The sequence below is a fragment of the Streptomyces sp. NPDC037290 genome, from assembly GCF_055603245.1.
Window position 1 is genome coordinate 121,511 of record NZ_JBVJVZ010000014.1, and the last position, 26,722, is coordinate 148,232.

Here is a 26,722-nt window from a genome sequence, read left to right on the forward strand (position 1 = left end):
GCGAGACCAAAGGACATCCGCGAGGATCCCCTCACACTACGCATTTGGCCCACGGACCCCGCATGGACATCGGGCACCCACGCGACGTCGACCCGTCGATTACGGGCCAGCCGCACCAGGTGACGGGCAGAAGTCCCCGACCTGATGGGCGTATATCGAGGACGCTTGGTAACCCGGTGAGCATGCCAGCGGCGGTACGAGCACTCGTACCGCCGCAACCCATGTCCGGGGGTTCGCGGGCCTCGCTCAGGCGGCGCCCCGCTGCAGCGCCTCGCACACCGCCGTCGACTCGCGTGCGCCCAGCTCGACCGCCCTGCCGCAGTGCGCGATCCAGGCGGCCACCCCCTCGGGAGTGCCGGAGACGTAGCCCTCCAGTGCCGCCAGGTAGGTGGCGCGGCCCAGTTCGGCGTGCCCGGCCTCGGCCGGGCAGATCGCCTTCGGGTCCAGGCCGCTGCCGATCAGGACGAGCCGTTCGGCCGCGCGCGCGACCAGGCCGTTGTGGGACACGAACGGCCGCAGCGCGAGCAGCTCGCCGTGCACCACGGCCGCCGTCACGAGCGCGGGCGCGGACGTCCCGGCGATGATCAGGTCCGCGAGTCCCTCCAACCGGCCGGAGACCTCCGGGGCGTCCGGCAGTGGCAGCTCGATCAGCGGCTCGTCCACCGCCTCGCCGGCCTGGCGCGGCCTGCCGACCTCGTCGCCCTTGCTCGCCGCGGCCACCAGGTGCAGCCGGGCCAGCACGCGCAGGGGCGACTGCCGCCAGATGGACAGCAGCTGTCCCGCCTCCGCCGACAGCCTGAGGGCGGCGCCCATGACGCGGGCCTCGGCGTCGCCGCTGAAGTCGGTGCGCCGGCGCACCTCCTCCAGAGCCCAGTCGGCGCCGGACAGCGCCGCCGAACCACGGGCGCCGCGCAGGGCCGCCTCGGAGGTGATCTCGGTGCTGCGGCGCCGCATGATCCGGTGCCCGTAGACCCGGTCCACGGCCTTGCGCACGGACTCCACGGAGTCGGCCACACCGGGCAGCGAGCCCAGGGCCGCGAGCGGATCGGCGTTCGCGCCTGTCGTACTCATGAGTACGACCCTACGCACCCCGACGGCCCACCCCTCGAAGGAGTGGTCTTCTTCACTTCCTTGTGACACATACAGCTATCGCACGACTACTCTTGGTGAACATGAAAATTGCTTTCGTCGGGAAGGGTGGCAGCGGCAAGACCACGCTCTCCTCCCTCTTCATCCGCCACCTCGTGGCCACCGGCGCGCCGGTGGTCGCCATCGACGCCGACATCAACCAGCACCTCGGCCCCGCGCTCGGCCTCGACGAGACGGAGGCCGCCGCACTGCCCGCCATGGGCGAGCAGCTGCCGCTGATCAAGGACTACCTGCGCGGCACCAACCCGCGCATCGCCTCCGCCGCCCAGATGATCAAGACGACCCCGCCCGGCGAGGGCTCCCGGCTGGTCGGGGTGCGGGAGCCGAACCCGGTCTACGACGCCTGTGCGCGCCCCGTGGAACTCGACGGCGGTGCCGTCCGTTTGATGGTCACCGGCCCCTTCACGGACGCCGACCTGGGGGTCGCCTGCTACCACTCCAAGACGGGAGCGGTGGAGCTGTTCCTGAACCACCTCGTCGACGGCCCCGACGAGTACGTCGTGGTCGACATGACAGCGGGTTCGGACTCCTTCGCCTCCGGCATGTTCACCCGCTTCGACATGACGTTCCTCGTCGCCGAACCGACCCGGAAGGGAGTCTCCGTCTACCGCCAGTACAAGGAGTACGCCCGCGACTTCGGCGTCGCCCTGAAGGTCGTCGGCAACAAGATCCAGGAACAGGACGACATCGACTTCCTGCGCACGGAGGTCGGGGACGACCTGCTCGTGACGGTCGGGCGCTCGGACTGGGTGCGCGCCATGGAGAAGGGCCGCCCGCCCCGGTTCGACCTCCTGGAGGAGGCCAACGCCCGCGCCCTGCACACCCTGCGGGCCACCGCGGACGCCACGTACGACCTGCGGGACCGGGAGCGCTACACCCGCCAGATGGTGCACTTCCACCTGAGGAACGCCGAGGCGTGGGGCAACGAGCGCACCGGGGCCGACCTGGCGGCGCAGGTCGACCCCGCCTTCGTGCTCGGCGAGGACGTCGGCGCGGGTGCCACGGCTCCCGCGTGACGCCTACCGCTCCCGCGTGACGCCTACTGCTTGACCGCCGGCGCCCCGGGCACTCCCTTCGGCGCCGGGGCCGGGCGGCCGGAGAGGAAGGACGCCCAGCCCTGCCTGGGAGCCTCGCCCACCTTCAGGGTGCGCAGCTTCTCCAGGGTCTTCGGATCCTGGGCGTCCAGCCAGTCGACCAACTGATGGAAGGACACGCAGCGCACGTCGGGCTTGTTGCACACCTCCTTGACCGTGTCCTCGACGGCGCGCATGTAGGTGCCGCCGTTCCAGGACTCGAAGTGGTTGCCGATGATCAGTGGCGCGCGGTTGCCGTCGTAGGCCCGGTAGAAGCCCTTGATGAGGCCGTCGCGCATCTGGTCGCCCCAGTAGTCGAACTTGTCCGGGTCGCCCTGGGTCTCGGTGCCGGACTGGTTGACCATGAAGTTGTAGTCCATGGTCAGCTGTTCATAGGTGTGCCCGGGGAAGGGCACCAGCTGCATGGACACATCCCACAGCCCCTCCTTCTTCTTGGGCCAGACCTGGTCGTTGACCCCACTGGAGTCATAGCGGAAGCCCAACTGGCGGGCCGCTTCCGTGAAGTTCTTCTGGCCCTCGAGGCAGGGGGTCCGGGCGCCGATCAGCTCCTTGTCGTAGTCAAAGGGCAGCGGGGCCGACTTCTTCATGCCGGCGTTGGTCTTCCAGGACTTCACGAACTGCTTGGCCTGGGCGATCTCGCTCTTCCACTCGTCCACCGACCAGGTGCCGACCCCGCCGTCGGGCCCGCAGAAGTGGCCGTTGAAGTGCGTGCCGATCTCATTGCCCTCCAGCCAGGCCAGCCGCACCTCCTTTGCGGTGTCGGCGATCCCCTTCTCGTCGTTGAAGCCGATGTCGGAGCTGCCCGGCGAGTGCTGGGGCGGCTTGTACAGGTCACGCTTCTCCTTCGGCAGCATGTACACGCCGCTGAGGAAGAACGTCATGGTCGCGTGGTTCTCCTTGGCGACCTCACGGAAGTGCGAGAACAGCTTCTGACTGTCCTCGCCCGCGCCGTCCCAGGAGAACACGACGAACTGCGGCGGCTTCTGTCCGGGCTTCAGCCGCTCGGGTCTCGGCAGATGCGGCTGTGCGCCGGTGTACGCGGTGGATCCGTCCCCGATCAGCCGGACCACACTCCCGGGGGCCGGCGCCCCTTTCTGCGGGCCGGACGCACCTTCCTTCGAACCGTTGGAGCCGGTCGCGCAACCGGCGAGCGACGAGGCACAGGCCGCGGCGACCACGGCGCCGACGGCGATCCTCTGGGTGGCGGCCATGTTCCGCCCACCTTCTTCCTTCTCTCAGGCAAACGCTGACGAGGGCCGTTTTCTGGTGATGTGCCGGGCTTGTGTGCCGGCAGCGCCGCCAAGGTCGCACGGGACCGAGAAGGAATTAGTACGACAAGCCGATCAAATGATTAGTTCACTCAGGCGAGCGATCTAGTGCCCCGTTTGCCCTGAAAAGTTATGCCTTGTCTTTACTCTTCATTACGGTTCATTTACCGACCGTGATCCATCCCGCCCAGTCCGCGACCGTGCCGCCCCGGAGGAGACGGGACCATGTCAGCCTGCGCACCCCCGCACACCCAGCAGCCGCACCCGCCACACGGCCCCTCGCCGGGCGGACGGCGCCGCCTGTCCGTGGCGGGCGCCGATCTGTCCGCGTCCGTCGCGGTCTTCCTGATCGCCCTGCCCCTGTCCCTCGGTATCGCCCTGGCCACCGGCGCACCGCTCCAGGCCGGCCTCGTCGCCGCCGCCGTGGGCGGAATCGTCGCCGGCCGGCTCGGCGGCTGCCCGCTCCAGGTCAGCGGCCCAGCCGCCGGACTCACCGTGGTCACCGCCGACTTGATCCACCGCTACGGCTGGCGGACGACCTGCGGCATCACCGTCCTGGCCGGGTTCGCCCAGCTCGGTCTCGGCTGTCTGAGGGTTGCGCGCGGCGCGCTCGCGGTCAGCCCGGCCGTGGTGCACGGCATGCTCGCCGGCATCGGCCTCACCATCGCCGTCGCCCAGCTGCACATCGTCCTCGGCGGCAGCCCGGACAGCTCCGTCCTCACCAATCTGCGCGCACTGCCCGCCCAGTTGGCGCATCTGCACCCGGCCGCCGTCGCGATGAGCGCGCTGACGCTCGCCCTGCTGCTGGCCTGGCCCCGCCTGCCCGGACGCGTCGGCCGACTGCTCCGCAGGGTGCCGGCCGCCCTGGTCGCCGTCGCCGGTGCCACCACCACGGCGGCCCTGACCGGCCTGGCCCTGCCCCGGGTCGACCTACCGTCCTGGCGCAGCCACGCCCTTGCCGGGCTGCCCGACGGCCCGGTGCTCGGACTCGCCGCCGCCGTGCTCACCACCACCCTGGTGTGCAGCGTGCAGTCGCTGCTCGGCGCGGTGGCCGTGGACAAACTGGTCGCGGTCCGACCCGGTCCGGCCCTCCGGGTCGGCCGCTCCGACCTCGACCGGGAGCTGCTGGGCCAGGGCGCCGCCAACATCGTCTCCGGGGCACTCGGCGGACTGCCGGTCGCCGGGGTGGCCGTGCGCAGCACCGCGAACGTGAAATCGGGTGCCGTGAGCCGGAACTCCACGATGCTGCACGGCGTTCTCGTAGTAGTCGCCGCGCTGCTGATGGTCCCGGCCCTGGAGGAGATCCCGCTCGCCTCCCTCGCCGCCCTGGTCATGGCCGTCGGTATCCAGATGGTGTCCCTGCACCACATCCGCACGGTGACGCGCCACCGCGAAGGGCCGGTCTACGCCGCGACGACACTCGGCGTGGTGCTCCTCGGCGTCCTCCAGGGCGTGCTCCTCGGGGTCGCCGTGGCGGTCGCCATCGCTCTCAACCGCCTCGCCCGCACCCGCATCACCCACGAAGAGAAGGAAGGAGTCCATCACGTACGTGTCCGAGGTCAGCTGACGTTCCTCGCGGTGCCCCGGCTGAGCCGAGCCCTGCATCTCGTACCCCAAGGCGCCCTGGCCGTCGTGGAGTTGGACGGGTCGTTCATGGACCACGCGGCGTACGAGTCCCTGCAGGACTGGCGCAGCTCCCACACGGCGCGAGGCGGTACGGCCGAGCTGTCGGGCCGGCGCGGCGGAATCCGGACCGCCGGGCCTATCCCGTCCGCCGGATGCCGGTGCCGGCCCTGGACGCCCTGGCGCAACCACCAGTCCTGCTTCCCGCACGCCACCGCGGCCCCGGCGGGCCGGGAGGCGGGGCGTGAACTGGCCCGTGGGATCAGCTCGTTCCAGCGCAACACCGCACCGCTGGTGCGCGGGGAGCTGGCGCGGCTCGCCCGGGAGGGTCAGCGGCCGGCGCAGCTCTTTCTCACCTGCGCCGACTCCCGGCTCGTCACGTCGATGATCACCGCCAGTGGTCCCGGCGACCTGTTCGTCGTCCGCAACGTCGGCAACCTGGTGCCGCCGCCGGGCGAGGAGCACGGCGACGACTCGGTGGCGGCCGCCGTGGAGTACGCGGTGGACGTGCTCGGCGTGCGCTCCATCACCGTGTGCGGGCACTCGGGGTGCGGGGCGATGCAGGCGTTGACGACCACGGCCGACGAGGGCGAGGGCGCCGCCGACACCCCGCTGGGCCGGTGGCTGCGGCACGGGCGGCCGAGCCTGCTGCGGATGGCCGGGAACCACCGCGCCGAGCCCCGGCTGGCCGGGCGGGCGCCGACGGACGCGGTGGAACAGCTGTGCCTGATCAACGTGGTCCAGCAGCTGGAACACCTACGGGAGCACGCCCCGGTGGCCCGCGCGCTCGCCAGGGGCGAGTTGGAGCTGCACGGGATGTACTTCCACGTGGGCGAGGCGCAGGCGTATCTGCTCGATCGAACCGGGAAGGTGTTCGAGGACGTCAGAGAGGGTGGGGGCGCGGCGGAGGAGCCGCGCGATCCGGCACGAACGGCCACCTTCAGACAGGTCTAAACCAATTTGGCCGCAGACCCTTGTCATCGGCACCCCTGGTCTGATGAGCTGTGGCCTAGGACACAACGGACACCCCGGGAAAGGGAGATGTCGTGAGCAACGAGAGCCTGGCCAACCTGCTCAAGGAAGAACGCAGGTTCGCGCCGCCCGCCGACCTGGCCGCGCATGCCAACGTCACCGCGGAGGCGTACGCACAGGCCAAGGCTGACAGGCTCGGCTTCTGGGCCGAGCAGGCCCGCCGGCTGACCTGGGCCAAGGAACCGACCGAGACGCTGGACTGGTCGAACCCGCCGTTCGCGAAGTGGTTCAAGGACGGCGAGCTGAACGTCGCCTACAACTGCGTGGACCGGCATGTGGAGGCCGGGCACGGGGACCGTGTCGCCATCCACTTCGAGGGCGAGCCCGGCGACAGCCGCTCGATCACCTACGCCGAGCTGAAGGACGAGGTCTCCAAGGCGGCCAACGCCCTGCTGGAGCTTGGGGTTCGCAAGGGCGACCGGGTCGCCATCTACATGCCGATGATCCCGGAGACGGCGATCGCGATGCTGGCCTCGGCCCGGATCGGCGCCGCGCACTCGGTGGTCTTCGGCGGCTTCTCGGCGGACGCGCTCGCGACCCGCATCCAGGACGCCGACGCCAAGGTCGTCATCACCTCCGACGGCGGCTACCGGCGCGGCAAGCCGTCCGCGCTGAAGCCCGCCGTGGACGAGGCGATCGGCAAGGTCGACAACGTCGAGCACGTGCTGGTGGTGCGCCGTACCGGCCAGGACGTGGCCTGGAACGACGAGCGGGACGTGTGGTGGCACGACCTCGTCGAGCGGCAGTCGGCCGAGCACACCCCGGAGGCGTTCGAGGCGGAGCACCCGCTGTTCATCCTCTACACCTCCGGCACGACCGGTAAGCCGAAGGGCATCCTGCACACGTCCGGCGGATACCTCACCCAGACGGCGTACACGCACTGGGCGGTCTTCGACCTCAAGCCGGAGACGGACGTGTACTGGTGCACGGCCGACGTCGGCTGGGTCACCGGGCACTCGTACATCGTGTACGGCCCGCTGGCCAACGGCGCGACGCAGGTCATGTACGAGGGCACGCCGGACACCCCGCACCAGGGCCGGTTCTGGGAGATCGTGCAGAAGTACAAGGTCACGATCCTCTACACCGCGCCGACGGCGATCAGGACGTTCATGAAGTGGGGCGACGAGATCCCCGCCAAGTTCGACCTGTCCTCCCTGCGCGTCCTCGGCTCGGTGGGTGAACCCATCAACCCCGAGGCGTGGATCTGGTACCGCAGGACCATCGGCGCCGACCGGACGCCCGTCGTGGACACCTGGTGGCAGACCGAGACCGGCGCGATGATGATCTCGCCGCTGCCCGGCGTCACCGACGCCAAGCCCGGCTCCGCGCAGACACCGCTGCCCGGCATCAGCGCGACCGTCGTCGACGACGAGGCGAACGAGGTACCCAACGGCGGCGGTGGCTACCTGGTGCTGACCGAGCCGTGGCCGTCGATGCTGCGCACCATCTGGGGCGACGACCAGCGGTTCCTCGACACGTACTGGTCCCGGTTCGAGGGCAAGTACTTCGCCGGTGACGGTGCGAAGAAGGACGACGACGGCGACATCTGGCTGCTGGGCCGAGTGGACGACGTGATGCTCGTGTCCGGGCACAACATCTCCACCACCGAGGTGGAGTCGGCGCTCGTCTCCCACCCGTCCGTCGCCGAGGCGGCCGTCGTCGGTGCCGCCGACGAGACCACCGGCCAGGCGATCGTCGCGTTCGTGATCCTGCGCGGTACGGCGGCGGAGACCGAGGCGCTCGTCGGTGAGCTGCGCAACCACGTGGGCGCCACGCTCGGCCCGATCGCCAAGCCCAAGCGGATCCTGCCGGTGGCCGAGCTGCCGAAGACCCGCTCCGGCAAGATCATGCGCCGCCTGCTGCGGGATGTCGCCGAGAACCGTCAGCTGGGGGACGTGACCACGCTGACGGACTCGGCGGTCATGGATCTCATCCAGGCGAAGCTGCCGGCCGCACCCAGCGAGGACTGAGCACCCAGCAGGGACCGAGCAACCAGCAGGGACCGAGCAGCGCAGTTCCCCGCGTCCCGGAAACGGGGCGCGGGGGGCTTTTTTCGTTCGCCACACTAACTTCTGGCGTCAGGGTCGCGTAAACTGGCTCCCTCAGGGTGTGCCGGGAAGTCTGGTCGGCGGCGCCGTCGGCGATCCCGCGACGGCGTGATCATCGCCGTACCGACCCGGAGGTCCCGCCGTGGCCGCGCCCCGTATCCGGAAGACCCCCCGCAAGGCCCTCGGACGGCTGTCCCTGCCCGAGCGGGCCTTCGTCGCGGACGCGCTGCGCACCGAGACCGTCGGAGGTGTCCTGCTGCTCCTCGCGGCCGTCGCGGCGCTGCTCTGGGCGAACATCCCCGCCCTCCGCCACAGCTACGAGTCCGCCAGTCACTTCCACCTCGGCCCCGGTGCGCTCGGCCTGAACCTGTCCGTGGCCCACTGGGCCGCCGACGGCCTCCTCGCGGTGTTCTTCTTCGTCGCCGGTATCGAGCTGAAGCGCGAGCTGGTCGCCGGGGACCTGCGCGATCCCAGGGCGGCCGTACTGCCCGTGGTGGCCGCGCTGTGCGGCATGGCCGTACCGGCGCTGGTCTACACCCTCACCACCCTCACCGGGCACGGCTCCACACACGGCTGGGCGGTCCCCACCGCCACGGACATCGCCTTCGCGCTCGCCGTCCTCGCGGTCATCGGCACCTCCCTGCCCAGCTCACTGCGCGCCTTCCTGCTCACCCTCGCGGTCGTCGACGATCTCTTCGCGATCCTGATCATCGCGATCTTCTTCACCGACCGGCTGAACTTCGCCGCGCTCGGCGGGGCCGTCGCCGGGCTGGTGGTCTTCTGGCTGCTGCTGCGCAGGGGCGTGCGCGGCTGGTACGTGTACGTGCCGCTCGCCCTGGTGATCTGGGCGCTGATGTACAACAGCGGCGTGCACGCCACCATCGCCGGCGTGGCGATGGGCCTGATGCTGCGCTGCACCACCCGCGAGGGTGAGCAGCACTCGCCGGGCGAGCACATCGAACACCTGACGAGGCCGCTGTCCGCAGGGCTCGCCGTACCGGCGTTCGCGCTGTTCAGCGCCGGGGTGACGGTCTCCGGCGGGGCGGTCGGCGACGTGTTCACCAAGCCGGAGACGCTCGGTGTGGTGCTGGGACTGGTCCTCGGCAAGACGCTCGGCATCTTCGGCGGCACCTGGCTTACCGTCCGCTTCACCCGCGCCTCCCTCAGCGAGGAACTCGCCTGGGCGGACGTCTTCGCACTGGCGTCCCTCGCCGGGATCGGGTTCACCGTCTCCCTGCTCATCGGCGAACTGGCCTTCGCCGGCGACGCCGTCCTCACCGACGAGGTCAAGGCGGCCGTCCTCATCGGATCGCTGATCGCGGCGCTGTGTGCGACGGTGCTGCTGAAGATACGCAACGCCAGGTACCGCAGGCTGTGCGAGGAAGAGGAGCGCGACGAGGACCGCGACGGCATCCCGGACGTCTACGAGCAGGACGACCCCGCCTATCACTTGCGCATGGCCGAGATCCACGAGCGCAAGGCCGCCGAACACCGGCGGATCGCCGCCGAGCGGACGGCTGCGGCGCGCCACGGGCTTGCGGAAGTACCGGGCGGGGCAGGCGATGAGGACAACCGTCCGGCATGATCTGACGAGACGGTACAAAACAAGACGGCCACAGAAGCGGGACGGCCGGACAGGACGGCCGCGCCGGCGGGGCGGCCGTACCCGACGGAACGCCTGCGGCACGAGAGAACTCTGAGGGAGAACGCGATGAGCGCACCCGACGGCAGCCCGGTCGGCGCCGAACGCAGCATCGGCCAGCTGTTCGCCTCGGCGACGACCGAATTGTCGGCGCTGGTGCACGACGAGATCGCGCTGGCCAAGGCCCAGCTGAAGCGGGACGTGAAGAAGGGCGCCATGAGCGGCGGCGCCTTCTCGATGGCGGGCGCCGTCCTGGTGTTCTCCCTGCCGATGCTCAACTTCGCGCTGGCCTACGGCATCCGGACCTGGAGCGGCTGGAACCTGGCGGTCTGCTTTCTGCTGTCCTTCGCGGCCAACGTGCTGGTCGCCGGCCTCCTCGCGCTGATCGGCGTGGTGTTCGCGAAGAAGGCCAAGAAGGACCGGGGCCCGCAGAAGGTGGCCGCCTCGATGAAGGAGACGGCGGGCGTGCTGCAGAACGCCAAGCCGCACCCGCGGCCGGAGCTGCCCGAGGACCGGACGCCCGCGGCCATCGAAGCTGTGGCACGCTCGTCGTCATGACGGACCCCGCCCCCTCGGCCGTACGCATCGAAGGCCCCTGGACCCACAGGGATGTCGCCGCCAACGGCGCGCGCTTCCACATCGCCGAACTCGGCGACGGCCCGCTGGTGCTGCTGCTGCACGGCTTCCCGCAGTTCTGGTGGACCTGGCGGCACCAGCTGGTGGCGCTCGCGGACGCGGGCTACCGGGCGGTCGCGATGGACCTGCGGGGCGTCGGCGGCAGCGACCGCACGCCCCGCGGGTACGACCCCGCCAACCTCGCGCTCGACGTCACCGGGGTGATCCGCTCGCTCGGCGAGCCCGACGCGGCGCTGGTCGGCCACGACCTGGGCGGCTACCTGGCGTGGACGGCGGCGGCGATGCGGCCGAAGCTCGTACGCCGGCTCGCGGTCGTCTCGATGCCGCATCCTCGGCGCTGGCGCGCGGCGATGCTGCGGGACGCCCGGCAGACGGCCGCCAACTCCTACATCTGGGGCTTTCAGCGGCCGTGGATCCCGGAGCGTCAACTCACCGCGGACGGCGGTGCGCTGGTGGGCCGGCTGATCCGGGACTGGTCCGGTCCGCGACCGCCGGAGGACGCGGCGGTGGAGACCTACCAGCGGGCCATGTGCATTCCGTCGACGGCGCACTGCGCGATCGAGCCGTACCGCTGGCTGGTGCGCTCGCTGGCCCGCCCGGACGGCATCCAGTTCAACCGCCGGATGAAGCGGCCGGTGCGGGTGCCCACGCTGCATCTGCACGGCTCACTGGATCCGGTGACGCGCACACGCAGCGCTGCCGGTTCGGGCGAGTACGTCGAAGCGCCGTACCGCTGGCGCCTGTTCGACGGCCTCGGGCATTTTCCGCACGAGGAGGACCCGGCGGCCTTCTCCACGGAACTGGTCAACTGGCTGAAGGATCCCGAGCCGGACCGGTGACTCACGCCGGTGGCGGCTGCACGTTTGTGACCGCATCGTGACGGGCCCGATGCGTGGAGTATCCGGATCGTGAACACTTGTCCCCCGAACGGCCACATGCCTGCCGCATAGGCCAATTGAGCGGCGCTCAGGCGGTTATCGACCTTCGGGCAGGGGCACACGTCGGGGTATGGGCTGGACGCACGACTACAGTGACGCACCCCGCAACCGCCGCTCGGCCACCGGTCTGAGCACGCCTCAGCGAGGCACTCCGCAACTCGCGGAAGGGGACCTTCGCGTGGGGATTCCGCGCATCCTGCGCCGCCGCGCCCGCTGGGTGTCGGTGCGCCTGCGTCACCCACGCGGCTGACCCTCTCCCCGCGCGCGGGATCGGAGTGTCACCGCACGCAGGACCGGAAGGTCACAGGGCGCAGCTGTCCGTACCCACCTGCTCGTTCGCCGTGCGTCCCTGCTCGATGTCGGGCTGGACCTCGTCCGCCGTCAGGGCGTAGCCCGTCTCGGCGTCGTCGAGGGACTTGGCGAACACCACGCCGTACACCCGGCCGTCGGGGGTGAGCAGCGGGCCGCCGGAGTTGCCCTGACGGACGGTCGTGTACAGCGAGTAGACGTCGCGTCGGACGGTGCCGCGGTGGTAGATGTCCGGGCCGTTGGCCGTGATGCGCCCGCGCACGCGGGCGGCGCGGACGTCGTACGAGCCGTTCTCCGGGAAGCCCGCGACGATCGCGCCGTCCCCTCCGGCCGCGTCCTTCGTGGAGAACCGCAGGGCGTGCGCCTTCAGGTCGGGTACGTCGAGCACGGCGATGTCGCGCTTCCAGTCGTACAGGACGACCTTGGCGTCGTACTTGCGGCCCTCGCCGCCTATCTGCACGGTCGGCGCGTCGACGCCGCCGACGACATGCGCGTTGGTCATGACCCGGCGGTCGGCGAAGACGAAGCCGGTGCCTTCCAGGACCTTGCCGCAGCTCTGGGCGGTGCCGGTCACCTTGACGATGGAGCGCTGGGCGCGCAGCGTCACCGGGCTGTTCGCGAGGGCCGGGTCGGGCGGCTGTACGTCCTTGATCGGCTCGTTGGCGAAGGGGCTGAAGACCTGCGGGAAGCCGTTCTGCGCGAGGACGGAGGAGAAGTCCGCGAACCAGGTGTCGGCCTGCGCGGGCAGTGCACGGGAGACGCCGAGGAGCACCTTGGAGCCGCGCACCTCCTTGCCGAGCGTCGGCAGCGTGGTGCCGGCGAGGGCGGACCCGATCAGCCAGGCCACCAGCAGCATGGCGAGGACGTTGACCAGGGCACCGCCGGTGGCGTCCAGGGCGCGGGCCGGGGACCAGGTGATGTACCGGCGCAGCTTGTTGCCGAGGTGGGTGGTCAGGGCCTGGCCGACGGAGGCGCAGACGATGACGACGACCACGGCGACCACGGCCGCGGTGGTGCCGACGTCCGCGTTGTCGGTCACGGCGTCCCAGATGACGGGCAGCGCGTACACGGCGACGAGACCGCCGCCCAGGAAGCCGATCACCGACAGGATGCCGACGACGAAGCCCTGGCGGTAACCGACGACCGCGAACCACACGGCCGCGACCAGCAACAGGATGTCCAGCACGTTCACTGCTTCAGGCCTCGCCTACTCCATTCCGCTCCCCGCGGCCCGGCCGGGGGTCCAGGGGTCGGCCCCCGGAAAGACACAGCACGGACGACACCCTGTCATGAGTGCCAGTCGAGCGGGACCTGTCTCTCCCGGTCCCAGGGGCGCTCCCAGCCCGCGAAGTGCAGCAGGCGGTCGATCACTCCGGCCGTGAAACCCCACACCAAGGCCGATTCCACCAGGAATGCCGGACCTCGGTGGCCGCTGGGGTGAACGGTGGTGGCGCGGTTGGCGGGGTCCGTGAGATCCGCCACGGGGACCGTGAACACCCGCGCGGTCTCGTTCGGATCGACGACGCCGACCGGACTGGGCTCACGCCACCAGCCGAGCACGGGCGTCACGACGAAGCCGCTGACCGGGATGTACAACGCGGGGAGCACGCCGAAGAGCTGGACGCCTGACGGGTCCAGACCGGTCTCCTCCTCGGCCTCGCGCAGCGCGGCCCGGAGTGGCCCTTCGCTGTGCGGGTCGCCGTCCTGGGGGTCGAGCGCGCCCCCCGGGAACGAGGGCTGCCCGGCGTGCGAGCGCAGCGAACCGGCGCGCTCCATCAGCAGCAGCTCCGGGCCGCGCTCGCCCTCGCCGAACAGGATCAGGACGGCCGACTTGCGGCCCGAGCCGTTCTCCGGCGGCAGGAAGCGGCTCAGCTGGAGCGGCTCGATCGTCTCGGCGGCCCGCGCCACGGGCGCCAGCCACTCGGGCAGCCCCTCCTTGCTGAACGTCACCGCGCCGCCCCGCGTCTCACTGGCCCTCGCCATCGCCACCCCCGTCGCTCTTCCTGTCCAACGCCCGAGGGCCCCGAGATCGTTCCGTCACGCGGCCCCCAGGGGCGGGGCCGGCCTGCCGCCCGCGTCGAGGTAGGCCTGCGGGGGCTTGAGCCGCTGGCCGGGGAAGCCGCCCTTCTCGTACTTCAGGAGCTTCTTCGCCTTCTCCGGGTCGGTCTCGCCCTCGCCGTAGGCGGGGCAGAGCGGGGCGATCGGGCAGGCGCCGCAGGCGGGCTTGCGGGCGTGGCAGATACGGCGGCCGTGCCAGACGACGTGGTGGGAGAGGTCGGTCCACTCGCTCTTCGGGAACAGCGCGCCGACGGCGGCCTCGATCTTGTCCGGGTCGGTCTCCTCGGTCCACTGCCAGCGGTGGACCAGCCGCTGGAAGTGCGTGTCCACGGTGATCCCGGGCCGTCCGAAGGCGTTGCCGAGCACGACGAAGGCGGTCTTGCGGCCGACGCCGGGCAGCTTGACCAGGTCCTCCAGCCTGCCCGGGACCTCTCCGCCGAACTCCTCGGCGAGCGCCTTGGAGAGCCCCATCACCGACTTGGTCTTGGCCCGGAAGAACCCGCAGGGGCGCAGGATCTCCTCGACCTCCTCCGGGTTGGCGGCGGCCAGGTCCTCGGGGGAGGGGTACTTCGCGAAGAGCGCCGGGGTCGTCTGGTTGACGCGCAGGTCGGTGGTCTGGGCCGACAGCACGGTGGCGACCAGCAGCTGGAAGGGGTTCTCGAAGTCCAGCTCGGGGTGCGCGTACGGGTACACGTCGGCCAGTTCGCGGTTGATGCGGCGGGCGCGGCGGACCAGTGCGGTGCGGGACTCCTCCCGCGGGGGCCGCACGGCGACCTTCTTGGCGGGCGCCGACTTCTTCACCGCCACGGCCTTGCCGGTCGCGACCGCCTTCTTCGCAGCGGTGACCTTCTTGGCGGAGCCGGCCTTCTTGGCGGACGTGGCCTTTTTAGCCGTTTTTCCGGTTTTCTTATCTCCGTCAGAGCCTTGTTCGCCCACAGCGGAATCGCGACGTACAACCACCCGCTAAACCCCCTTGGCCTGTGCTGTCACCGGCGATTTGGACACCCGGCCAGCCTAGAGCCCGGCACCGACATCCGCCCCGGACCCGGTTGATCGGACTCCGATTGGACCCCTGACGCTTACCTCGGGACACCTGTGCGGCATCCTTGTGACAGATCACACTGTTTGGACCGTCCGGCAAAATGGGGAACACGGTCCCCTGGCACTCGGGGGAGCAAGATCCCCTGAGCAGGTCGACAAGGAGAGAACTCAGTGGACGACGTTCTGCGGCGCAACCCGCTCTTCGCGGCTCTCGACGACGAGCAGGCCGCGGAGCTTCGCGCCTCCATGAGCGAGGTGACCCTCGCACGCGGCGACTCCCTGTTCCACGAGGGCGACCCCGGCGACCGGCTGTACGTCGTCACCGAGGGCAAGGTCAAGCTGCACCGCACCTCCCCCGACGGCCGCGAGAACATGCTCGCCGTCGTCGGCCCCAGCGAGCTGATCGGTGAGCTGTCGCTCTTCGACCCGGGCCCGCGTACGGCCACCGCGACCGCGCTCACCGAGGTCAAACTGCTCGGTCTCGGCCACGGCGACCTCCAGCCCTGGCTGAACGCCCGCCCCGAGGTGGCCGGCGCCCTGCTGCGCGCCGTCGCCCGCCGCCTGCGCAAGACCAACGACGCCATGTCCGACCTGGTCTTCTCCGACGTCCCCGGCCGTGTGGCGCGCGCCCTGCTGGACCTCTCGCGCCGCTTCGGCGTGCAGTCCGAAGAGGGCATCCACGTCGTTCACGACCTCACGCAGGAGGAGCTGGCCCAGCTGGTCGGCGCCTCGCGCGAGACCGTGAACAAGGCGCTGGCGGACTTCGCCCAGCGCGGGTGGCTCCGCCTGGAGGCGCGTGCGGTGATCCTGCTGGACGTGGAGAGGCTGGCGAAGAGGTCCCGCTGACGCCGCCGCACGGCGTTCGAAAACCAGCTGCCGGCGGCGACTGCGCACGGCACAGTTGCCCCATGGCTGAAACGATCCGTCGGCCCGGACTCGACGATCAGGGCTTCATCGCGCGCGAAGGCTCCCTCGCGCGCGTCCCGCCCGTTTTCCGCCCGGTCGTCGCCGCGGCGCGCGACCAGCTGCTGGACACCTTCGGGGTGCGGCTGCACAGCGCCTACCTCTACGGATCGATCCCGCGCGGCACCGCGTGCGTGGGCCGCAGCGACCTGGACCTGCTGGTGGCTCTCCGGGACGAGCCGGCCGACGCGGACCGGGACGCCGTACGGGCGCTCGGCGAGGCGATCGACAAGGAGTTTCCGCAGATCGACGGCGTCGGCACGCTGCTGTACGGCAGGGACCGGCTGCTGAGCGAGCTGGAGCGGTACGACCTGGGCTGGTTCGTCGCCTGCCTGTGCACCCCGCTGCTCGGCGAGGACCTCGCCGAGTTCCTGCCGCGCTACCGCCCCGACTCCCTGCTCGCCCGCGAGACCAACGGCGACCTCGCGCGGTGGCTGCCCCGCTGGCGGGAGCGGATCGCGGGTGCACAGGACACCGAGGAAGCCAGACGGCCTCTCGTGCGCTTCATGTCCCGGCACCTCGTCCGTACCGCCTTCACGCTCGTCATGCCCCGCTGGAACGGCTGGACCAGCGATCTGCGCGAGATGGCCGAGGTGTCCGGCGCCTACTACCCCGAGCGGGCCGCCCAGCTGCGCACCGCGGCCCGGTACGGCCGTGAGCCCGTCGGCGACCCGGACGTACTGCGGTCGTACGTGGACGACCTGGGCCCCTGGCTCGCCGACGAGTACGCGCGCGTGCACGGCGTGAAGAACCCGCGCCCGGAGGACTGACGGGAGATCTGCCGAGGCCTCCTGTGACGGGAGTCACAGGCGCCGGCTGTCACGGTTCCGCGTTCGGATGTGTCTCAGTGCCGTCCGAAGACAGGAGCCGGGACGGATCATGGCCGACGACGCCTTCACCGAGCACCGCGCGCTGCTGTTCACCATCGCCTACGAGATGCTGGGCAGCGCGGCCGACGCCGAGGACGTGCTGCAGGAGAGCTATCTGCGCTGGCGGGAGGCCGATCCGGGAACGGTCGGCCACGCGCGCGTACCTGGTGCGCACGGTGACCCGGCAGGCGCTCAACCACCTGCGCGCGGTCAGGGCCCGGCACGAGGAGTACCTCGGTGCGTGGCTGCCCGAGCCGATCCGCACCCAGCCCGAGGTCAGCGAGGACGTGGTGCTGGCCGAGTCGGTGTCGATGGCCATGATGCTGGTCCTGGAGACGCTGAACCCGGCCGAGCGCGCGGTGTTCGTCCTGCACGACGTGTTCGGCTACACCCACGGCGAGATCGCCGCCGCGATCGGCAGGGCCGAGGGCACCGTCCGGCAGATCGCGCGCCGCGCCCGGGCCCACGTCCACGCGCGGCGCCGCCGCTTCGAGCCCGACTCCGCCGCCACCGGCGAGATCGTCGAGCGGTTCCTGCGGTCGGCGGCGAACGGCGACGTACAGGCCCTGATGGACCTGCTCGCGCCCGATGCCGTGGTGATCTCCGACGGCGGCGGGAAGGCCGTCGCCGCCCGCCGTCCGGTCGTCGGGCGCCATGACGTCGCCCGGTTCGTGCTCGGCGTGCATCGCACCAGCGCGACGACGGCCCGCGTCGAACCGGCCCGCTACAACGGCATGCCCGCCGCCCGGTTCCTCTCCGGCGGGGCGCTGGACTGGCTGGTGGCGTTCGAGATCCGGGACGGACGGATCACCGGCCTCTACGGCATGCGCAACCCGGACAAACTGGACCGCGCCGACGTGGTGCGGCCACTCGACAGAGGAGCACTCGGCTGAGGAGGCCGGCAGGCATGGAGACCATGACCGTGGAACGCGTCGTCCACGCCCCGATCGGGGACGTGTTCGCCTGGCTCACGACCACCACCCACTACACCGCCTCGCCCCTGGTGCTGCGCTGCCGGCTGGCCCGGCCCGGCGAGGGCGCGCCCTACGGCGTCGGCGCGGTCCGCAGCCACCTGTGGCTGATCGGCTGGTTCCGGGAGCGCATCACCCGGTACGAGCCGCCGTACACCACGGAGTACGTCGTGGAGCGCAGCGTGCCGCCCGCCCGGCACGAACTCGGCCGCATGACGTTCACCGAGACGGACGGCGGCACCCTGGTCCGGTGGACCACCCGGGCGGGGATTCCGCTGCCGCTGCTGGGCGCCCCGCTCACCCGGCTGCTGGCCCGCCCGGTGATCACGCGCACCTTCGGCAACATCCTCGACGCCGCCGAGAAGGCGCTCGCCGAGCGGGTCGCGGCCGGACCGGCCGGCTAGATCAGCCCGTGCTCGCTCAGGTAGTCCATCTGGGCCCGCACCGACAGCTCCGCCGCCGGCCACAGCGAGCGGTCCACGTCGGCGTACACGTGGGCGACGACCTGGGCCGCGGTGCGGTAGCCGTCCTCGACCGCCGTCTCCACCTGGGCAAGCCGGTGGGCGCGGTGGGCGAGGTAGAACTCGACGGCGCCCTGGGCGTCCTCCAGGACCGGCCCGTGACCCGGCAGGACGGTGTGCACGCCGTCGTCCACCGTCAGGGACCGCAGCCGGCGCAGGGAGTCCAGATAGTCGCCCAGACGACCGTCGGGGTGCGCCACGACCGTCGTACCGCGCCCGAGGACGGTGTCGCCGGTCAGCACCGCCTGATCGGCCGGGAGATGGAAGCACAGCGAGTCGGCGGTGTGGCCGGGGGTCGGTACGACCCTCAGCTCCAGGCCGCCGACGGTGATCACGTCACCCGCGGCCAGACCCTCGTCGCCGAGGCGCAGCGCCGGATCGAGGGCACGCACGCGCGTGCCGGTGAGTTCGGCGAAGCGGGCGGCGCCCTCGGCGTGGTCCGGGTGGCCGTGGGTGAGCAGGGTCAGGGCTATGCGCCTGCCGGCCTTCTCGGCGGTGTCGACGACGGCGCGCAGATGGCCGTCGTCCAGCGGGCCCGGGTCGATCACCACGGCGAGATCGGAGTCCGGCTCGGCGACGATCCACGTGTTGGTGCCGTCCAGGGTCATCGCGGAGGCATTGGGCGCGAGGACGTTGACGGCCCGTTCGGTGGCGGGGCCGGAGAGCACCTGGCCGCGGGGCTGGCCCGGCAGGGCGCTTGCGTCGGTCATGCGGGGCCTCCACCCGTCGTCTCGGCGCTGACCTCGGCGGCCGTCGCAGCGCTCGTGCGGGCGGTCGTCGCGGCGCTGTTGCCGGCGGTCGCCGGATCCGTCGGGATGTGCTTGGTGAACTCCTCGTGTCCCGGCCAGGACAGGACGATCTCGCCGTCCTGGAGGCGGGCACGGGCCAGCACCGGCGTCATGTCGCGCGCGGGGGCCGCGGCCAGCGCCTCGGCGGCGGTGCCGTACGGCAGCAGCTGGCGCAGGGTGGCGATGGTGGGCGGCATCATCAACAGCTCGCCCTCGTCGTAGCCGGCGGCGGCCCGCTCGGGGCGGATCCACACCGTGCGGTCGGCCTCCGTGGAGGCGTTCCGGGTGCGCTGGCCCTCGGGCAGCGCGGCCACGAAGAACCAGGTGTCGTAGCGGCGGGCCTCGAACTCCGGCGTGATCCAGCGGGTCCAGGCGCCCAGCAGGTCCGAGCGCAGCACCAGCCCGCGCCGGTCGAGGAACTCGGCGAAGGACAGCTCGCGGGCGACCAGCGCGGCCCGGTCCGCCTCCCAGTCCTCGCCGGTGGTGTCGCCGACGACCGACTCCGCGTCGGGCCCGGCGAGCAGGACGCCCGCCTCCTCGTACGTCTCCCGTACGGCCGCGCAGACGATCGCCTGGGCGCCCGGCTCGTCGACGCCGAGCCGGTCCGCCCACCACGCGCGCGTGGGCCCCGCCCAGCGCACCAGACGGTCGTCGTCGCGCGGGTCGACCCCGCCTCCGGGATACGCGTACGCGCCTCCGGCGAAGGCCATGGAGGCGCGTCTGCGCAGCATGTGGACGACCGGACCGGACTCGGTGTCCTTCAGGAGCAGCACCGTGGCCGCACGTCTGGGGGACACCGGGGTGAGCGTGCCGTCCGCGAGGGCGCGGATGCGGTCCGGCCACTCCGGGGGGTACCACTGACCGTTCGCCATGGGCGGAGGCTATCCCGTGTAGGGCGAATGTTCGAGAGGTGCCCGAGGTCAGAGGTGTGCCGAGGGATCTCCGGCGGGACTACTGAGCGAGTTCCACCTGGATCTCGACCTCGACCGGCGCGTCCAGCGGCAGCACCGCGACGCCGACCGCGCTGCGGGCGTGCACGCCCTTGTCGCCGAGGACCTCGCCGAGCAGTTCGCTGGCGCCGTTGACGACACCGGGCTGCCCGGTGAAGTCGGCGGCGGAGGCGACGAAGCCGACGACCTTCACCACGCGCGCGATGCGGTCCAGGTCACCGGTGACGGACTTCACCGCGGCCAGCGCGTTCAACGCGCACGTGCGGGCCAGGTCCTTGGCCTCCTCCGGCGTGACCTCCGCGCCCACCTTGCCGGTGACCGGCAGCTTGCCCTCGACCATCGGCAGCTGTCCGGCGGTGTACACGTACACGCCGGACCGCACGGCCGGCTGGTACGCGGCCAGCGGCGGTACGACCTCCGGCAGGGTCAGTCCCAGTTCGGCCAGCCTGGCCTCGACCGCGCTCATGCCTGCTTCTCCCGCTTCAGGTAGGCCACGAGCTGCTCGGGGTTGTTGGGCCCGGGCACGACCTGGACGAGCTCCCAGCCGTCCTCGCCCCAGGTGTCCAGAATCTGCTTCGTGGCATGGACGAGCAGCGGCACGGTTGCGTATTCCCACTTGGTCATGGGGCCGACTGTAGCCGCTGCGACCGGCGGGGACGGCGGCGACCGGGGCCGGCTGTGTCCGGCGTTGTCCACAGGCCGGGCAGCAGGCTGTGACCAGCGTTATCCACAGCCTCCCGCGTGAGTCTCGGCCGGACTGGTTAGGCTCGAAGACGTGAGCAGGCTCCAGGTCGTCAGCGGCAAGGGCGGGACCGGAAAGACGACGGTCGCCGCCGCACTGGCGCTGGCCCTCGCGACCGAGGGGAAGCGGACGCTTCTCGTGGAGGTCGAGGGCCGGCAGGGCATCGCCCAGCTCTTCGAAACGGAGGCGTTGCCGTATGAGGAGCGGAAGATCGCGGTCGCTCCAGGAGGCGGGGAGGTGTACGCCCTCGCCATAGACGCCGAACTGGCCCTCCTGGACTACCTCCAGATGTTCTACAAACTGGGTGGCGCGGGCCGGGCCCTGAAGAAGCTCGGCGCGATCGACTTCGCCACCACCGTCGCACCGGGCATCAGGGACGTCCTGCTGACCGGCAAGGCGTGCGAGGCCGTGCGCCGCAAGGACAAGAGCGGCCGCTTCGCGTACGACTACGTCGTCATGGACGCCCCGCCGACCGGCCGCATCACCCGCTTCCTGAACGTGAACGACGAGGTGGCGGGCCTGGCGAAGATCGGCCCCATACACAACCAGGCGCAGGCGGTGATGCGGGTGCTGAAGTCGCCGGAGACGGCGGTGCACCTGGTGACGCTGCTGGAGGAGATGCCGGTCCAGGAGACCGCCGACGGCATCGCGGAACTCCGCGCCGCACGGCTGCCGGTGGGCCGGGTCATCGTGAACATGGTCCGGCCGGAGGTGTTGGACGCGGCCGACCTGGAACTCGTACGGACCGTGGAGCGTTCCTCTGTCGCGCAGGCGTTGTCGTCGGCCGGGCTGGGCGGAGCCCGGCGCGGCGGGAACGCGGAGAAGCTGGTGGACCCGCTGCTGCGGCAGGCCGCGGAGTACGCCGAGCGGTACGCGCTGGAGCAGGAGCAGCGCGCGGTCCTCGGCGAGCTGGGCCTGCCGCTGGGCGAACTGCCGCTGCTCGCCGAGGGCATGGACCTGGCGGGGCTGTACGAACTCGCCACCGAGTTGCGGAAGCAGGGGTTGTCATGAGTCCGGACCCGGCCGAGGCACCCGAGACGGCTCAGCAGGCCGACGGGCGGGAGAGGGCCCACGGTCTGTCCCCCGCGCGCGTCCTCGACATCGACCCGCTGCTGGACGACCCGAAGACCCGGATCGTGGTGTGCTGCGGCTCGGGCGGGGTCGGCAAGACGACGACCGCGGCGGCCCTCGGTCTCCGGGCTGCCGAGCGGGGCCGCAAGGTGGTCGTGCTGACCATCGACCCGGCCAGGCGGCTGGCCCAGTCGATGGGCATCGACTCGCTCGACAACGTCCCGCGCCGGGTGAAGGGCACCGAGGGCGACGGCGAACTGCACGCCATGATGCTCGACATGAAGCGCACCTTCGACGAGGTCGTGGAGGCGCACGCGGACCCCGAGCGGGCGGCCGCGATCCTGGCCAACCCCTTCTACCAGTCACTCTCGGCGGGCTTCGCGGGCACGCAGGAGTACATGGCGATGGAGAAGCTGGGCCAGCTGCGCGCGAAGGACGAGTGGGACCTGATCGTGGTCGACACCCCGCCGTCCCGTTCCGCGCTGGACTTCCTGGACGCGCCGAAGCGGCTCGGCTCCTTCCTGGACGGCCGGCTGATCCGCCTGCTGACGGCCCCCGCCAAGCTCGGCGGACGTGCGGGCATGGCCTTCCTCAACGTCGGCATGTCGATGATGACCGGCACGCTCGGCAAGCTGCTGGGTGGTCAGCTGCTGAGGGACGTGCAGACGTTCGTGGCCGCGATGGACACCACGTTCGGCGGGTTCCGTACCCGCGCGGACGCCACGTACAAGCTGCTCCAGGCGCCCGGCACGGCATTCCTGGTGGTCGCGGCCCCGGAGCGGGACGCGTTGCGTGAGGCGGCGTACTTCGTGGAGCGGCTGGCCGCGGAGAAGATGCCGCTGGTGGGTCTGGTGCTGAACCGGGTCCATGGCAGCGGCGCCGGCCGGCTGTCGGCCGAGCGGGCTCTCGCAGCCGCCGAAAATCTTGAGGACCCTCGCATTGTGGATCAGGGGGGCGGGAAAGCTGGACTTCGTAACTCTCCCAACACATACGGCAGTTCGCGATCTCCCGCATCCGAGGCCGCAACCGACGCCCCTGCTTCCGAAGAAGGCTCCCCCGCCGTCGAGGAGCGCTCCGTCGACCGGCTCACCGCGGGACTGCTGAGACTGCACGCCGATCGTATGCAGCTGCTCTCGCGTGAGCAGCGCACACGTGACCGTTTCACCGCCCGTCACCCCGAGGTGGCGGTCGTCGAGGTGCCCGCGCTGCCGGGCGACGTCCACGACCTGGTGGGCCTGCGCGACATCGGCGCCCGGCTGACAGCGGGCGCGGAAGGGCACACGGAACTGCCGTAGGGCGGCCAGGGGACCGGCGGCACCCAAGAGACCGCTCGGCACCTCATGTGGTGAGTGGTCGCAGGCACGCAGGCGAGCGGCCGTACCGACCCGGACGACCGTCGTACGCGCGTGGGTGGCTCACGCGCGGCCGGCTTGGCTGTCGCGTGGAGGCGAGGGCCGTTCGTGGACACCGGACGCCTCGGCCCTCCCGCGCCGTCTGCGCGGGCGGGGCCGCAACGCCGATCGTGGCTTTCCCAGGCACAGGCCTGATCGGCGCTTCCCGAGCCCCGTCACTTTCCCGGATCCCGTTGCTTCCCGAGCCCCGTCACTTCCCGAGCCCGGGCGTGCCCCCGCTCGGCGTCTCCCCGGCCCAGTGCCCCGGGGATGTGCCGGACGGAATGCCCTCAGCTCACCGCTGCGTAGTGCTCGTACACCTCGTCGCTGTCGAGGGGCACGATGCCCGCGCCGCGCTCGTACTCGGAGCGGGCGGTCTCCAGCAGCCTGCGCCAGGAGGTCACGGTGGGCCTGCGGCGCAGCAGCGCGCGGCGCTCGCGCTCCGTCATGCCTCCCCACACGCCGAACTCGACGCGGTTGTCCAGCGCGTCGGCCAGGCATTCGGTGCGTACCGGACATCCGGTGCACACCGCCTTGGCCCTGTTCTGCGCTGCTCCCTGAACGAACAGTTCATCCGGATCGGTAGTGCGGCAGGCAGCCTGCGCACTCCAGTCGGTTACCCAGCCCATACCGGCGCCGTCCTCTCCCGAATCGAGGCTCCCCCACGGCGGCAGCGGCATATTCACCGCCGCCAGTTGAGGACGTTACGGAAGGTGGGCACAGCGCAACACCCCCTTCGGGCCCAATCTTGAATGGCCCGAACGGACTATGGGTAAGCGGCAGATCACCCGCGGGAGTGAGCTGGCGACATACGCGACCATCCCGGCAATCCGGGACAGCTGTGGTGCGTCACAACGGGCGCCAGATGACACACGAGGCGGATTCGGACACGTCCCCCTCGGGAGCCGGTCACGCCCCCGCGTAAGAAAACGGGGTACGCCCGGAACGATTCGGGGTCGCCGGACGTATTGATACGTGACCGCACGGCTGTGACAGTTGAGAGCAGCTTAGGCCAAGGCCTGCGCGCGTGTCCGGGAAATGGAAACGTAGGCAGGTCAGGTTGCGCTGCCGTCACGATCCGGCACCCGAACATCCCGAGAGAGAGCCGCTCCCTCGGAACGCTCAGGAGTACGGATTAGGCTGCCCCCATGCCAAAGAAGCGCTCGGGCGGTGGTCTGTCGCCCATGCAGCAGGCCGCCAAGTTCCTCGGTGTCAGTGTGCTCGCCGGGGCCGTGATGGCGGGCATCGCTCTGCCCGCGGCCGGCGCGCTGGGCCTCGCGGCCAAGGGCTCGGTCAAGAGCTTCGACGAGATCCCGGCGAACCTCAAGAGCCCCCAGCTCAGTCAGCGCACGACCATCCTGGACAACCAGGGCCAGCCGATCGCGAGCGTCTACTCCCGTGACCGTACGGTGGTGGAACTCAAGGACATCTCGCCGTACATGCAGAAGGCGATCGTCGCGATCGAGGACTCGCGCTTCTACAAGCACGGCGCGATCGACCTGAAGGGCGTGCTGCGCGCCCTGAACAAGAACGCGCAGAGCGGTGGTGTCGCGCAGGGCGCCTCCACGCTCACCCAGCAGCTGGTGAAGAACTACTTCATCGAGGAGGCCGGCGACGACCCGACGAAGGTCGCCGAGGCCACCCAGCAGACGCTCGGCCGCAAGATCCGCGAGCTGAAGTACGCGATCCAGATCGAGGAGAAGCTCGGCAAGAAGAGGATCCTCGAGAACTACCTGAACATCACCTTCTTCGGCGAGCAGGCCTACGGCGTCGAGGCCGCCGCCCAGCGCTACTTCTCCAAGCACGCCAGGGACCTGAACCTCCAGGAGTCGGCGCTGCTGGCCGGCATCGTGCAGTCCCCGAGCCGCTACGACCCGGTCAACGACGACGCCGAGGCCACCAAGCGGCGCAACGTCGTGCTCCAGCGGATGGCGGAGCTCGGCGACATCTCCCAGAAGGAGGCCGACGAGGCCAAGCAGAAGCCGCTCGGACTGAACCCGAGCCGGCCGAAGAACGGCTGTATCACCGCGGTCCGCGGCGCCGGCTTCTTCTGTGACTACGTACGCGACGTCGTCCTGAACGACCCGGTCTTCGGCACCACCAAGGAGGCCCGGGCGAAGCTGTGGAACCAGGGCGGTCTGACGATCCGTACGACGCTCGACCCACAGGCTCAGGACTCCGCGCAGGCGTCCATCAAGGACCACGTCTACAAGTCCGACGCGGTGGCGACGGCCGCGGCCATCGTCGAACCGGGCACCGGCAAGATCCTCGCCATGGGCCAGTCGCGCCCGTACGGCTTCGGCAAGGACGAGACGCAGATCAACCTCTCCGTCAACTCCGACATGGGCGGTGGCGCCGGCTACCAGCCCGGTTCGACGTTCAAGCCGATCGTCGCGGCGGCCGCGATCGAGGGCGGCAAACCCCCGACGCAGGAGTACTCGTCGCCGTACGAGATGCCGTACCCGAGCCCCGTGCAGGCGTGTGACGGCAGGGTCTGGCGCACCAACCCGCGCAAGCCCGAGAAGCTGACGAACGAGAACGAGTCGGAGCACGGCCCGTACGGCATGAAGGAAGCGACCGCCAAGTCGGTCAACACCTACTACGTCCAGCTGATCAGCGACATCGGCATCTGCCCGGTCATCGACATGGCCAAGAAGATGGGCGTGGCGCGCGCGGACGGCCGCAAGATCCAGCAGGCACCGTCCATCGCCCTCGGCACGCAGGAGATGTCGCCGCTGACGATGGCCGGCGCGTACGCCACCTTCGCCTCGCGCGGTATGTACTGCACCCCGGTCGCCATCGAGTCGATCACGCAGAAGGTCGGCAGCCAGGAGAAGTCCCTCCCGGTGCCGAAGTCGACCTGTTCGCGCGCGATGTCGGAGAAGACCGCGGACACCGTCAGCACGCTCCTCAAGGGCGTGGTCGAGGACGGTACGGGTCAGGAGGCCGGCCTCGGCGACCGCCCGAGCGCGGGCAAGACCGGTACGACGGACGAGCGCTTCGCGGCCTGGTTCGTCGGCTACACCCCGAACATGGCCGGCGCGGTCTGGGTCGGCGACCCGCAGCACAAGCGCAAGATGATCAACATCAGCATCGGCGGCGTCCCGCACGACAAGGTGTTCGGTGGTGAGGTGCCCGGCCCGATCTGGCGCGACATGATGAACGGCGCGCTGGAGGGCAAGCCGGTCGAGGACTTCCACCTGATCGACATTCCGGACGACGAGAACAACGGGAACGACCAGGGAAAAGGCCACGGCGGGAAGAAGGGCGGCAAGAACGGGACCAGCACGGGCGGGATCGGCGGACTGATCGGCGGACTGACGGACGCGGGAACGACGGACGGCGGAACGGGTGACACGATCGGCGGCACCATCCCGACGCCGACCATCTCCCTCCCGGGCAACTTCATCCAGGGCCAGGGGAACGGCGGGAACGGGAACGGCGGCCGACGGCGCTGATCCGCGGATCTGAGCGCTTGTCCCGCTGACATGGATACGGCGGATGGATACGGCGGTGGGGGGGGGGGGGGGGGGGGGGGGGGGGGGGGGGGGGGGGGGGGGGGGGGGGGGAGGGGGGGGGGAAGGGGGGGGGGAGGGGGGGGGGGGGGGGGTGTGGTGG

23 protein-coding genes and 1 pseudogene are annotated in these 26,722 nt (G+C 70.9%); 14 read left to right on the forward strand and 10 right to left on the reverse strand.

From position 1 onward, the window contains the following. Window positions 1–246 precede the first annotated feature (246 nt). Window positions 247–1,071: a Fic family protein gene (locus ACZ7HQ_RS34235; RefSeq protein WP_470998599.1), complete on the reverse strand. Its 825-nt coding sequence runs from the start codon at window positions 1,069–1,071 to the stop codon at window positions 247–249. A 101-nt stretch (window positions 1,072–1,172) separates the two neighbouring features. On the opposite strand from ACZ7HQ_RS34235, the gene ACZ7HQ_RS34240 reads away from it, so the two are divergent. After that, a complete protein-coding gene (locus ACZ7HQ_RS34240; RefSeq protein ID WP_470998602.1) occupies window positions 1,173–2,165 on the forward strand; it encodes an ATP-binding protein in 993 nt (330 codons plus the stop codon). Between the two features lie 23 nt (window positions 2,166–2,188). Here the strand turns inward: ACZ7HQ_RS34240 and ACZ7HQ_RS34245 are convergent, their stop codons facing one another. Beyond that, entirely contained in the window at window positions 2,189–3,454 is a 1,266-nt protein-coding gene (locus tag ACZ7HQ_RS34245) for a polysaccharide deacetylase family protein (protein WP_470998605.1), read from the reverse strand. A 282-nt stretch (window positions 3,455–3,736) separates the two neighbouring features. Between ACZ7HQ_RS34245 and ACZ7HQ_RS34250 the strand changes: the two genes are divergently transcribed. From ACZ7HQ_RS34250 to ACZ7HQ_RS34275, 6 genes are all read left to right on the forward strand, one after another. Continuing rightward, complete coding sequence (locus ACZ7HQ_RS34250) at window positions 3,737–6,088, forward strand: SulP family inorganic anion transporter (RefSeq protein WP_470998607.1); 2,352 nt, start codon at window positions 3,737–3,739, stop codon at window positions 6,086–6,088. Between the two features lie 92 nt (window positions 6,089–6,180). Next, entirely contained in the window at window positions 6,181–8,136 is a 1,956-nt protein-coding gene (gene acs / locus ACZ7HQ_RS34255) for an acetate--CoA ligase (protein ID WP_470998609.1), read from the forward strand. 220 nt (window positions 8,137–8,356) lie between these two features. Beyond that, complete coding sequence (gene nhaA / locus ACZ7HQ_RS34260; protein WP_470998611.1) at window positions 8,357–9,799, forward strand: Na+/H+ antiporter NhaA; 1,443 nt, start codon at window positions 8,357–8,359, stop codon at window positions 9,797–9,799. A 126-nt stretch (window positions 9,800–9,925) separates the two neighbouring features. Then, complete coding sequence (locus ACZ7HQ_RS34265) at window positions 9,926–10,414, forward strand: phage holin family protein (protein WP_470998613.1); 489 nt, start codon at window positions 9,926–9,928, stop codon at window positions 10,412–10,414. After that, window positions 10,411–11,331, forward strand: a complete 921-nt coding sequence (locus ACZ7HQ_RS34270; RefSeq protein ID WP_470998616.1) for an alpha/beta fold hydrolase — start codon at window positions 10,411–10,413, stop codon at window positions 11,329–11,331. Before ACZ7HQ_RS34265 ends, ACZ7HQ_RS34270 begins: the two co-directional genes overlap by 4 nt. Before the next feature lie 169 nt (window positions 11,332–11,500). Next, entirely contained in the window at window positions 11,501–11,680 is a 180-nt protein-coding gene (locus ACZ7HQ_RS34275) for a hypothetical protein (RefSeq protein ID WP_236053281.1), read from the forward strand. Window positions 11,681–11,731: 51 nt separating this feature from the next. On the opposite strand, the gene ACZ7HQ_RS34280 is transcribed toward ACZ7HQ_RS34275, so the two are convergent. The 3 genes from ACZ7HQ_RS34280 to nth all read right to left on the reverse strand — a co-directional run bounded on the left by ACZ7HQ_RS34280 (window position 11,732) and on the right by nth (window position 14,733). Further along, window positions 11,732–12,931, reverse strand: a complete 1,200-nt coding sequence (locus ACZ7HQ_RS34280) for a MarP family serine protease (protein ID WP_470998619.1) — start codon at window positions 12,929–12,931, stop codon at window positions 11,732–11,734. Between the two features lie 95 nt (window positions 12,932–13,026). Further along, complete coding sequence (locus tag ACZ7HQ_RS34285) at window positions 13,027–13,722, reverse strand: NUDIX hydrolase (protein WP_470998622.1); 696 nt, start codon at window positions 13,720–13,722, stop codon at window positions 13,027–13,029. 54 nt (window positions 13,723–13,776) lie between these two features. Further along, window positions 13,777–14,733: an endonuclease III gene (gene nth / locus ACZ7HQ_RS34290; RefSeq protein WP_470998625.1), complete on the reverse strand. Its 957-nt coding sequence runs from the start codon at window positions 14,731–14,733 to the stop codon at window positions 13,777–13,779. 276 nt (window positions 14,734–15,009) lie between these two features. Here nth and ACZ7HQ_RS34295 point away from each other — a divergent pair, with 276 nt between their 5' ends. The 4 genes and pseudogenes from ACZ7HQ_RS34295 to ACZ7HQ_RS34310 all read left to right on the forward strand — a co-directional run bounded on the left by ACZ7HQ_RS34295 (window position 15,010) and on the right by ACZ7HQ_RS34310 (window position 18,045). Then, complete coding sequence (locus ACZ7HQ_RS34295; protein ID WP_023547771.1) at window positions 15,010–15,684, forward strand: Crp/Fnr family transcriptional regulator; 675 nt, start codon at window positions 15,010–15,012, stop codon at window positions 15,682–15,684. Window positions 15,685–15,746: 62 nt separating this feature from the next. Continuing rightward, the gene (locus ACZ7HQ_RS34300) at window positions 15,747–16,571 is read left to right on the forward strand and encodes a nucleotidyltransferase (protein ID WP_470998628.1); all 825 of its coding nucleotides are present in this window, start codon (window positions 15,747–15,749) and stop codon (window positions 16,569–16,571) included. Between the two features lie 109 nt (window positions 16,572–16,680). Next, window positions 16,681–17,563: pseudogene (locus tag ACZ7HQ_RS34305) on the forward strand (RNA polymerase sigma-70 factor). A 14-nt stretch (window positions 17,564–17,577) separates the two neighbouring features. Further along, window positions 17,578–18,045 carry an SRPBCC family protein gene (locus ACZ7HQ_RS34310; RefSeq protein ID WP_470998631.1) on the forward strand — a complete coding sequence of 156 codons (468 nt, stop codon included), beginning with the start codon at window positions 17,578–17,580 and terminating at the stop codon, window positions 18,043–18,045. Here ACZ7HQ_RS34310 and ACZ7HQ_RS34315 read toward each other — a convergent pair. From ACZ7HQ_RS34315 to ACZ7HQ_RS34330, 4 genes are all read right to left on the reverse strand, one after another. Further along, the gene (locus ACZ7HQ_RS34315; RefSeq protein ID WP_470998634.1) at window positions 18,042–18,872 is read right to left on the reverse strand and encodes an MBL fold metallo-hydrolase; all 831 of its coding nucleotides are present in this window, start codon (window positions 18,870–18,872) and stop codon (window positions 18,042–18,044) included. The genes ACZ7HQ_RS34310 and ACZ7HQ_RS34315 overlap by 4 nt on opposite strands. Then, window positions 18,869–19,822 (reverse strand): NUDIX hydrolase, encoded by a 954-nt coding sequence (locus ACZ7HQ_RS34320; RefSeq protein ID WP_470998637.1) that lies wholly within the window; start codon window positions 19,820–19,822, stop codon window positions 18,869–18,871. The genes ACZ7HQ_RS34315 and ACZ7HQ_RS34320 overlap by 4 nt, the downstream gene beginning before the upstream one ends. A 79-nt stretch (window positions 19,823–19,901) precedes the next feature. Continuing rightward, the gene (locus ACZ7HQ_RS34325; protein WP_470998640.1) at window positions 19,902–20,366 is read right to left on the reverse strand and encodes a RidA family protein; all 465 of its coding nucleotides are present in this window, start codon (window positions 20,364–20,366) and stop codon (window positions 19,902–19,904) included. Next, entirely contained in the window at window positions 20,363–20,524 is a 162-nt protein-coding gene (locus tag ACZ7HQ_RS34330; protein ID WP_003975360.1) for a DUF4177 domain-containing protein, read from the reverse strand. The genes ACZ7HQ_RS34325 and ACZ7HQ_RS34330 overlap by 4 nt, the downstream gene beginning before the upstream one ends. Window positions 20,525–20,675: 151 nt before the next feature. Between ACZ7HQ_RS34330 and bagA the strand changes: the two genes are divergently transcribed. Both bagA and bagB read left to right on the forward strand, forming a co-directional pair. After that, a complete protein-coding gene (bagA, locus tag ACZ7HQ_RS34335) occupies window positions 20,676–21,653 on the forward strand; it encodes an ATPase BagA (protein ID WP_470998643.1) in 978 nt (325 codons plus the stop codon). Next, window positions 21,650–23,008, forward strand: coding sequence for an ATPase BagB (bagB, locus tag ACZ7HQ_RS34340; protein WP_470998645.1), 1,359 nt, complete (start codon window positions 21,650–21,652; stop codon window positions 23,006–23,008). The genes bagA and bagB overlap by 4 nt, the downstream gene beginning before the upstream one ends. Window positions 23,009–23,394: 386 nt before the next feature. On the opposite strand, the gene wblA is transcribed toward bagB, so the two are convergent. After that, the gene (wblA, locus tag ACZ7HQ_RS34345) at window positions 23,395–23,733 is read right to left on the reverse strand and encodes a transcriptional regulator WblA (protein ID WP_362111877.1); all 339 of its coding nucleotides are present in this window, start codon (window positions 23,731–23,733) and stop codon (window positions 23,395–23,397) included. Window positions 23,734–24,252: 519 nt separating this feature from the next. Here wblA and ACZ7HQ_RS34350 point away from each other — a divergent pair. Then, window positions 24,253–26,562, forward strand: a complete 2,310-nt coding sequence (locus ACZ7HQ_RS34350; protein WP_470998650.1) for a transglycosylase domain-containing protein — start codon at window positions 24,253–24,255, stop codon at window positions 26,560–26,562. Window positions 26,563–26,722 lie beyond the last annotated feature (160 nt).

Coding starts and splice junctions, on each gene's coding strand:
- ACZ7HQ_RS34240 (WP_470998602.1), top strand. CDS start 1,173: ATGAAAATTGCTTTCGTCGGGAAGGGTGGCAGCGGCAAGACCACGCTC.
- ACZ7HQ_RS34350 (WP_470998650.1), top strand. CDS start 24,253: ATGCCAAAGAAGCGCTCGGGCGGTGGTCTGTCGCCCATGCAGCAGGCC.
- ACZ7HQ_RS34245 (WP_470998605.1), bottom strand. CDS start 3,454: ATGGCCGCCACCCAGAGGATCGCCGTCGGCGCCGTGGTCGCCGCGGCC.
- ACZ7HQ_RS34275 (WP_236053281.1), top strand. CDS start 11,501: ATGGGCTGGACGCACGACTACAGTGACGCACCCCGCAACCGCCGCTCG.
- ACZ7HQ_RS34270 (WP_470998616.1), top strand. CDS start 10,411: ATGACGGACCCCGCCCCCTCGGCCGTACGCATCGAAGGCCCCTGGACC.
- ACZ7HQ_RS34320 (WP_470998637.1), bottom strand. CDS start 19,822: ATGGCGAACGGTCAGTGGTACCCCCCGGAGTGGCCGGACCGCATCCGC.
- wblA (WP_362111877.1), bottom strand. CDS start 23,733: ATGGGCTGGGTAACCGACTGGAGTGCGCAGGCTGCCTGCCGCACTACC.
- ACZ7HQ_RS34315 (WP_470998634.1), bottom strand. CDS start 18,872: ATGACCGACGCAAGCGCCCTGCCGGGCCAGCCCCGCGGCCAGGTGCTC.
- ACZ7HQ_RS34310 (WP_470998631.1), top strand. CDS start 17,578: ATGGAGACCATGACCGTGGAACGCGTCGTCCACGCCCCGATCGGGGAC.
- ACZ7HQ_RS34235 (WP_470998599.1), bottom strand. CDS start 1,071: ATGAGTACGACAGGCGCGAACGCCGATCCGCTCGCGGCCCTGGGCTCG.
- bagB (WP_470998645.1), top strand. CDS start 21,650: ATGAGTCCGGACCCGGCCGAGGCACCCGAGACGGCTCAGCAGGCCGAC.
- ACZ7HQ_RS34285 (WP_470998622.1), bottom strand. CDS start 13,722: ATGGCGAGGGCCAGTGAGACGCGGGGCGGCGCGGTGACGTTCAGCAAG.
- ACZ7HQ_RS34325 (WP_470998640.1), bottom strand. CDS start 20,366: ATGAGCGCGGTCGAGGCCAGGCTGGCCGAACTGGGACTGACCCTGCCG.
- ACZ7HQ_RS34265 (WP_470998613.1), top strand. CDS start 9,926: ATGAGCGCACCCGACGGCAGCCCGGTCGGCGCCGAACGCAGCATCGGC.
- ACZ7HQ_RS34300 (WP_470998628.1), top strand. CDS start 15,747: ATGGCTGAAACGATCCGTCGGCCCGGACTCGACGATCAGGGCTTCATC.
- ACZ7HQ_RS34330 (WP_003975360.1), bottom strand. CDS start 20,524: ATGACCAAGTGGGAATACGCAACCGTGCCGCTGCTCGTCCATGCCACG.
- ACZ7HQ_RS34250 (WP_470998607.1), top strand. CDS start 3,737: ATGTCAGCCTGCGCACCCCCGCACACCCAGCAGCCGCACCCGCCACAC.